Below are 7,382 nucleotides of genomic sequence, written 5' to 3' on the forward strand. Positions count from 1 at the left end.
CACACATTTATATTCCTATATAACAAGCATAAAAAAACCGCTGCAATGCAGCGGCTTCTATCATTCAGTCAGAAAAAGCTTACTTCTTCTTAACTGCTTTTTTGTTTGGCAGGTCAGTGATTGAACCTTCAAATACTTCAGCAGCTAGACCTACAGACTCGTGTAGAGTTGGGTGAGCGTGGATAGTCAGAGCGATATCTTCTGCATCACAGCCCATCTCAATTGCAAGGCCGATTTCACCAAGTAGTTCACCACCGTTAGTACCAACGATAGCACCACCGATTACGCGGTGAGTTTCTTTGTCGAAGATTAGCTTAGTCATACCGTCTGCACAGTCAGATGCGATTGCACGACCTGATGCTGCCCATGGGAATGTTGCTACTTCGTACTTGATGCCTTCTTCTTTCGCTTCTTTTTCAGTCTTACCAACCCAAGCTACTTCTGGCTCAGTGTACGCAATTGAAGGGATAACTTTAGGGTCGAAGTAGTGCTTCTTACCAGAGATAACTTCAGCAGCTACGTGACCTTCATGCACACCTTTGTGAGCAAGCATTGGTTGACCAACGATATCACCGATCGCGAAGATGTGAGGAACGTTAGTACGCATTTGCTTATCAACGTTGATGAAGCCGCGCTCGTCAATTTCTAGACCCGCTTTTTCACCGTCGATTAGCTTACCATTTGGTACACGACCGATAGCAACTAGAACCGCATCGTAACGCTCAGCTTCAGCTGGCGCTTTCTTGCCTTCCATTGAAACGTAGATACCGTCTTCTTTTGCTTCAACTGCTGTTACTTTCGTTTCTAGCATTAGCTTGAACTTGTCTTTGATACGCTTAGTAAATACTTTCACGATATCTTTGTCTGCTGCAGGAATTACCTGGTCAAACATTTCAACAACTTCAACTTTAGAACCTAGAGAGTGGTAAACCGTACCCATTTCTAGACCGATGATACCACCGCCCATGATAAGCAGTTTTTCTGGCACTTCTTTTAGTTCAAGAGCGTCAGTAGAGTCCCAAATACGTGGGTCTTCATGCGGGATAAATGGCAGTTTGATTGGACGAGAACCAGCCGCAACGATTGCGTTGTCAAAGTTAACAACTGTTGGCTCACCTTCGCCTTCTACAAGGATAGAGTTAGGGCCAGTGAACTTACCGTAACCGTTAACTACTGTTACGTTACGCATCTTAGCCATACCGCTTAGGCCGCCAGTTAGTTGGTTAACAACTTTTTCTTTCCAGATGCGGATTTTGCTGATGTCTGTTTGAGGCTCACCGAACACAACGCCGTGGTCAGCCATCGCTTTCGCTTCTTCAATTACTTTAGAAACGTGAAGCAGTGCTTTAGATGGGATACAACCCACGTTCAGACATACACCGCCAAGCGTGCTGTAACGTTCAACTAGTACAGTTTCAAGACCTAAATCCGCACAACGGAATGCAGCGGAGTAACCAGCAGGACCAGAACCAAGTACAACAACTTGGGCTTTAATTTCTTTGCTCATTTTGACCTCTTGTAGTCATTATCCCTAACAGGCTGAGTGGGTATCGATTTTTTATGTTTAAGAGAGATTTGTTTTAAACAGTTATTTTCAGACCGCTAACAGTTTACAGAGATGTTAATGGTGTGAAAAGTAAATCAATTTAGCCTGTGAGCTAGACAACAATTCGATTGTGAAAACCCTGAACGAAGCAAGGCTGATAACCAAATTGTCGGTAATTATGATTAGCAGAGGCGGCTAAGTTGCCGCCTCTCATTCATCTAATTTCTATTACAGAACTAGACGACGAATGTCAGATAGACATGAGTTTAGGTAAGTGATGAAGCGCGCACCTTCAGCACCATCGATCACACGGTGGTCGTATGATAGAGACAGTGGAAGTTGTAGACGCGGTTCGAACTCTTTACCGTTCCATACCGGTTTCATTTCTGACTTAGACACACCTAGGATACCAACTTCTGGCGCGTTTACGATTGGAGTAAACGCCGTACCGCCGATACCGCCTAGGCTAGAGATAGTGAAACAGCCACCTTGCATGTCAGCCGCAGTTAGCTTACCAGCACGTGCTTTCTTAGAAACCGCCATTAGCTCTTCAGATAGCTCGTAGATGCCTTTCTTGTTCACGTCTTTAAATACAGGAACAACTAGACCGTTTGGTGTATCTACCGCGATACCAACATTCACGTATTTCTTCAGAATTAGGCTCTCACCGTCTTCTGATAGAGAAGAGTTGAACGCTGGGAACGCTTCAAGCGCTTTAGCTACCGCTTTCATGATGAACACAAGTGGTGTGATCTTCATGCCAGTGTCTTTCTTCGCTTCAATCGCGTTTTGCTCTTTACGGAATGCTTCAAGAGCCGTGATGTCTGCGTTATCCCACTGTGTAACGTGCGGGATCATTACCCAGTTACGGTGTAGGTTTGCGCCAGAGATCTTCTTAATGCGAGATAGCGGTTGAACTTCTGTCTCACCAAACTTGCTGAAGTCCACTTTTGGCCATGGTAGTAGACCAAGAGCCGCGCCGTCGCCTTTGCCAGATGCTGCTGCACCTGCGCCAGACTCAAGACGCTTAAGTGCATCTTTCACGTAAGCTTGAACGTCTTCTTTTAGGATACGGCTCTTACGACCAGAACCTTTAACCTTAGAAAGATTAACGCCAAATTCACGCGCTAGACGACGAACAACTGGAGACGCGTGAGCGTACTCATCGTTTTCTTTGAAATCGCCAGTCGCTGCTGGAGCTGCTGCCGCCGGAGCTTCTGCTTTAGGAGCCGGAGCTGCAGGTGCTGCCGCTTGAGCTGGAGCTGGAGCTGCTGCAGGAGCAGGTGCTGCACCCGCCACTTCGAATACCATGATTAGTGAGCCAGTAGACACTTTGTCGCCAGCTGCAATCTTGATTTCTTTAACTGTGCCAGCGAATGGTGCAGGAACTTCCATAGAAGCTTTGTCACCTTCAACAGTGATTAGAGATTGCTCTTCTTCCACTGTGTCGCCAACCGCAACCATGATCTCAGTAACTTCAACTTCGTCGCCGCCGATATCTGGAACGTTCACTTCTTTTGCCGCAGACGCTGCTGGAGCTGCTGCCGCAGGAGCTTCAGCTGCCGCTGGTGCTGCTGGAGCGCCTGAACCTGCTGTTTCGAATACCATGATAAGTGAGCCAGTCGATACTTTATCGCCTGCTGCAACTTTGATCTCTTTTAGAGTACCTGCGAATGGCGCTGGAACTTCCATAGAAGCTTTGTCGCCTTCAACAGTTAGAAGAGATTGCTCTTCTTCGATGCTGTCGCCAACGGCAACCATGATTTCGGTAACTTCTACTTCATCACCACCGATGTCTGGTACGTGAACTTCTTTTAGTTCTGCCGCTGCTGCTGGAGCTGGAGCTGCTGCTGGAGCTGCTTCTGCCGCAGGAGCAGGTGCAGCGTCAGCTGCACCCTCGGCTTCGAAAATCATGATTAGAGAACCAGTAGAAACCTTGTCGCCTTCTGCAACTTTGATTTCTTTAACGATACCCGCTTGAGAAGCAGGAACTTCCATAGAAGCTTTATCGCCTTCAACTGTGATCAGAGACTGCTCTTCTTCAACCTTGTCGCCAACGCTTACAAGAATCTCAGTAACTTCAACCTCATCCGCACCGATGTCTGGTACATTAATTTCGATTGCCATTTCTTATCTACCTTCTTAATTAAGCGTATAGCGGGTTTGTTTTCTCTGTGTCGATGTCGAATTTCTTAATTGCTTCTGCAACTACAGATTTCTCAACTTCGCCACGTTTCGCTAGTTCAGTTAGCGCTGCTACTACTACGTAACCTGCGTTCACTTCGAAGTGACGACGTAGATTTTCACGGCTGTCTGAACGACCGAAGCCATCAGTACCAAGAACTTTGAAAGACTCAGCAGGAATGTATGCACGAACCTGCTCTGCGTAGTTCTTCATGTAGTCAGTTGCTGCGATAGCAGGTTCAGTACCCATTACTGTTTGGATGTAAGGTACTTTCTCTTCCGCTTCTGGGTGAAGCATGTTGAAACGCTCTGCATCTTGGCCATCGCGAGTTAGTTCGTTGAATGACGTTACAGAGTAAACATCAGAAGCAACACCGTAATCTTCGCTTAGGATTTGAGCTGCTTTACGTACTTCATTCATGATAGTACCAGAGCTCATTAGCTGAACTTTCGCTTTGTCGCCCGTGTAAGTTTCTAGCTTGTAGATACCTTTACGGATGCCTTCTTCAGCGCCTTCTGGCATTGCTGGCATTGCGTAGTTTTCGTTCATTAGCGTTAGGTAGTAGAACACGTTTTCTTGTTCTGGACCGTACATGCGACGGATACCGTCTTGCATGATTACTGCTACTTCGTACGCGAATGTTGGGTCGTAAGAAATACAGTTAGGAACCGTACCCGCCAAAATGTGCGAGTGGCCGTCTTCGTGCTGTAGACCTTCACCGTTCAACGTTGTACGACCCGCAGTTGCACCTAGTAGGAAACCACGTGCTTGTTGGTCACCAGCCATCCACGCCATGTCGCCAACACGTTGGAAGCCGAACATTGAGTAGTAGATGTAGAACGGGATCATTGGTAGGTCGTTTGTCGAGTATGAAGTCGCAGCAGCAACCCATGAAGACATAGCACCTAGCTCGTTGATACCTTCTTGTAGAACCTGACCTGAAGTCGCTTCTTTGTAGTAAGAAACAACGCCACGGTCTTCTGGTGTGTAAGTTTGGCCGTGCGGGTTGTAGATACCGATTTGACGGAACAGACCTTCCATACCGAATGTACGTGCTTCGTCAGCAATGATAGGAACGATGTTCTTACCAATGTTCTTGTTCTTAAGTAGAACGTTTAGCGCACGTACGAATGCCATAGTAGAAGAGATATCACGCTTCTGTTCTTCTAGTAGTGGCTTGAATTCTTCTAGCTCAGGAACGATGAATTCTTGAGTGAATTTTGGTAGACGCTGTGGCGTGTAGCCGTGTAGCGCTTTACGACGAGCGTGTAGGTATTCGTACTCTTTTGAACCTTCTTCAAGTTTCAGATACGGAAGTTCTTTCACTGCTTCGTCAGTTAGGATGTCTTGAAGACCTAGACGGTCACGTAGGTGTAGTACGTGAGTCATGTCCATCTTCTTAACTTGGTGCGCGATGTTCTTACCTTCAGCCGCTTCACCCATGCCGTAACCTTTAACAGTCTTAGCTAGGATTACTGTTGGACGACCTTTAGTTTCTGCCGCGTTTTTGTATGCCGCGTATAGCTTAGAAGACTCGTGACCACCACGCTTAAGTGCGAAGATTTCGTCATCAGTCATGTCAGCAACAAGTGCAGCTGTCTCTGGGTACTTACCAAAGAAGTGCTCACGTACGTACGCGCCATCTTTTGATTTGAATGTTTGGTAGTCGCCGTCGATCGTTTCATTCATAAGCTGTAGAAGCTTACCAGTCGTATCTTTAGCTAGTAGTGAATCCCAGTTGTTACCCCAGATTACCTTCACTACGTTCCAACCAGCACCTTTGAACAGACCTTCAAGTTCTTGAATGATCTTACCGTTACCCATTACAGGGCCATCTAGACGCTGTAGGTTACAGTTGATTAGGAAGCATAGGTTGTCTAGTTTCTCACGCGCAGCGAAAGAGATAGCACCACGTGATTCTGGCTCATCCATCTCACCGTCACCTAGGAACGCGTAAACGCGCTGTTCTGAAGTATCTTTAAGACCACGGCCTTCTAGGTACTTAAGGAAACGAGCTTGGTAGATAGAAGCGATTGGACCTAGGCCCATCGATACTGTCGGGAACTGCCAGAATTCAGGCATCAGTTTAGGGTGCGGGTATGAAGGAATACCTTTGCCGTCTACTTCTTGACGGAAGTTGTCTAGCTGCTCTTCAGTTAGACGACCTTCAACGAATGCACGTGAGTAGATACCTGGTGAAATGTGACCTTGGTAGTAAACTAGGTCGCCACCATCCTTCTCGTTTGGTGCACGGAAGAAGTGGTTGAAACATGTCTCGTAGAACGCAGCAGAAGACTGGAAAGACGCCATGTGGCCGCCTAGCTCTAGGTCTTTCTTAGATGCACGTAGAACGATCATGATAGCGTTCCAACGAATAATTGAGCGAATACGACGCTCAAGTGTTGTGTCACCTGGGTATGCTGGTTCTTGGTCTGCAGGAATCGTGTTGATGTAGTTAGTTGTGATACCTGTTGGCATATCAACACCGTCTAGACGTGCTTTATCTAGAACTTGCTCTAATAGGAATTGAGCACGCTCTAGACCTTCTTCACGTACAACTGACTCAAGCGCTTGTAGCCATTCTTGAGTTTCCAGTGCATCTACGTCATGCTTCATATCAGACATGGCGATCTATCCTTCTGTTGGTTGGATCTACTTATTTAAGTAACGCTCTTACGAGTCATTACCCTGCTGAATTCGACGCAGAGAACGCTCTCGTCGAGACTCTTCTCGAGTCAAATCCAACAATGTTTCTTCGATGTAAGCCAAGTGCGAGTGGGACATTTCTCGCGCCTTTTCAGGCTGACCAGAAACAATCGCATCCACGATATTGGCTCGGTGTTTACTGACTTTCTCGACCGCTTCTGGGCGGCGACGTAGTAATTTAAAATTTTGTAGAATATTTTGCTCAAGCAAAGGTGCTAAGCTTCGAACAATGTGCAACAAAACCACGTTGTGCGCGGCCTCTGTCAAAGCGATCAAAAATTGCATTACTTCCGCAGATTCAGCTTCGATATCGTTGTTTGCTTGCTCTTGACTAATGCGCTCAAGGCAACCTTGAATACGCGCAAAATCTTCTTCGGTACCACGTAAAGCTGCAAAGTAGGCTGAAATTCCTTCCATCGCATGACGAGACTCAAGCACATCAAGCTGGGTTTCAGAATGACTAGACAACAAATTCAACAAGGGATCTGAAAAGCTCTTCCAGATATTCTCACTTACGAATGTTCCGCCACCTTGGCGACGAGTCAACAAACGCTTCGCTTCCAAGCGTTGAATGGCTTCTCGGACTGAAGGACGAGACACATCGAACTGTTTTGCCAGTTCACGCTCTGGAGGCAGTTGTTGCCCCGGAGACAATGTTCCTTCCACTATCAACCTTTCTAACTCTTGTTCTATAACATCAGAGAGTTTTGGCTGACGAATCCTTTGATAAGCCATAATTTATTGTTCTTCTACTCTTGCAGGTAATTGGTAATACCAATTTTAAGTTGGTGCAGAAATTAACATAATTAAAACGCCACTGTCCAGCCGAAAATTGACCTAAATCATAGAACGAGCTTACTTCCAACACTCTGATAACAATCGACTGTTAAAACAGCAATAGAATTGGTATGACCAATTACATAAAGCATACAAATGGGAAGTCGA

At 46.2% G+C, this 7,382-nt stretch carries 4 protein-coding genes; all 4 read right to left on the reverse strand.

Translation table 11 applies throughout. The annotated features are described in order from the left end of the window. Window positions 1-79: 79 nt before the first annotated feature. The 4 genes from lpdA to pdhR all read right to left on the reverse strand — a co-directional run bounded on the left by lpdA (window position 80) and on the right by pdhR (window position 7,172). Window positions 80-1,507 carry a dihydrolipoyl dehydrogenase gene (lpdA, locus tag CAG68_RS14845; RefSeq protein ID WP_005379993.1) on the reverse strand — a complete coding sequence of 476 codons (1,428 nt, stop codon included), beginning with the start codon at window positions 1,505-1,507 and terminating at the stop codon, window positions 80-82. 267 nt (window positions 1,508-1,774) lie between these two features. Beyond that, entirely contained in the window at window positions 1,775-3,673 is a 1,899-nt protein-coding gene (aceF, locus tag CAG68_RS14850; RefSeq protein ID WP_005386611.1) for a pyruvate dehydrogenase complex dihydrolipoyllysine-residue acetyltransferase, read from the reverse strand. Between the two features lie 19 nt (window positions 3,674-3,692). Next, the gene (aceE, locus tag CAG68_RS14855) at window positions 3,693-6,356 is read right to left on the reverse strand and encodes a pyruvate dehydrogenase (acetyl-transferring), homodimeric type (RefSeq protein WP_161441318.1); all 2,664 of its coding nucleotides are present in this window, start codon (window positions 6,354-6,356) and stop codon (window positions 3,693-3,695) included. 48 nt (window positions 6,357-6,404) lie between these two features. Continuing rightward, window positions 6,405-7,172 (reverse strand): pyruvate dehydrogenase complex transcriptional repressor PdhR, encoded by a 768-nt coding sequence (pdhR, locus tag CAG68_RS14860; protein WP_005379989.1) that lies wholly within the window; start codon window positions 7,170-7,172, stop codon window positions 6,405-6,407. Window positions 7,173-7,382 lie beyond the last annotated feature (210 nt).

This window comes from Vibrio sp. V42_P2S4T144, assembly GCF_009904715.1.
Classification (GTDB): domain Bacteria; phylum Pseudomonadota; class Gammaproteobacteria; order Enterobacterales; family Vibrionaceae; genus Vibrio; species Vibrio alginolyticus.

Excerpts from the sequence above, each read along its gene's own strand:
- aceE (WP_161441318.1), bottom strand. The coding sequence starts at position 6,356 with ATGTCTGATATGAAGCATGACGTAGATGCACTGGAAACTCAAGAATGG.
- aceF (WP_005386611.1), bottom strand. The coding sequence starts at position 3,673 with ATGGCAATCGAAATTAATGTACCAGACATCGGTGCGGATGAGGTTGAA.
- pdhR (WP_005379989.1), bottom strand. The coding sequence starts at position 7,172 with ATGGCTTATCAAAGGATTCGTCAGCCAAAACTCTCTGATGTTATAGAA.
- lpdA (WP_005379993.1), bottom strand. The coding sequence starts at position 1,507 with ATGAGCAAAGAAATTAAAGCCCAAGTTGTTGTACTTGGTTCTGGTCCT.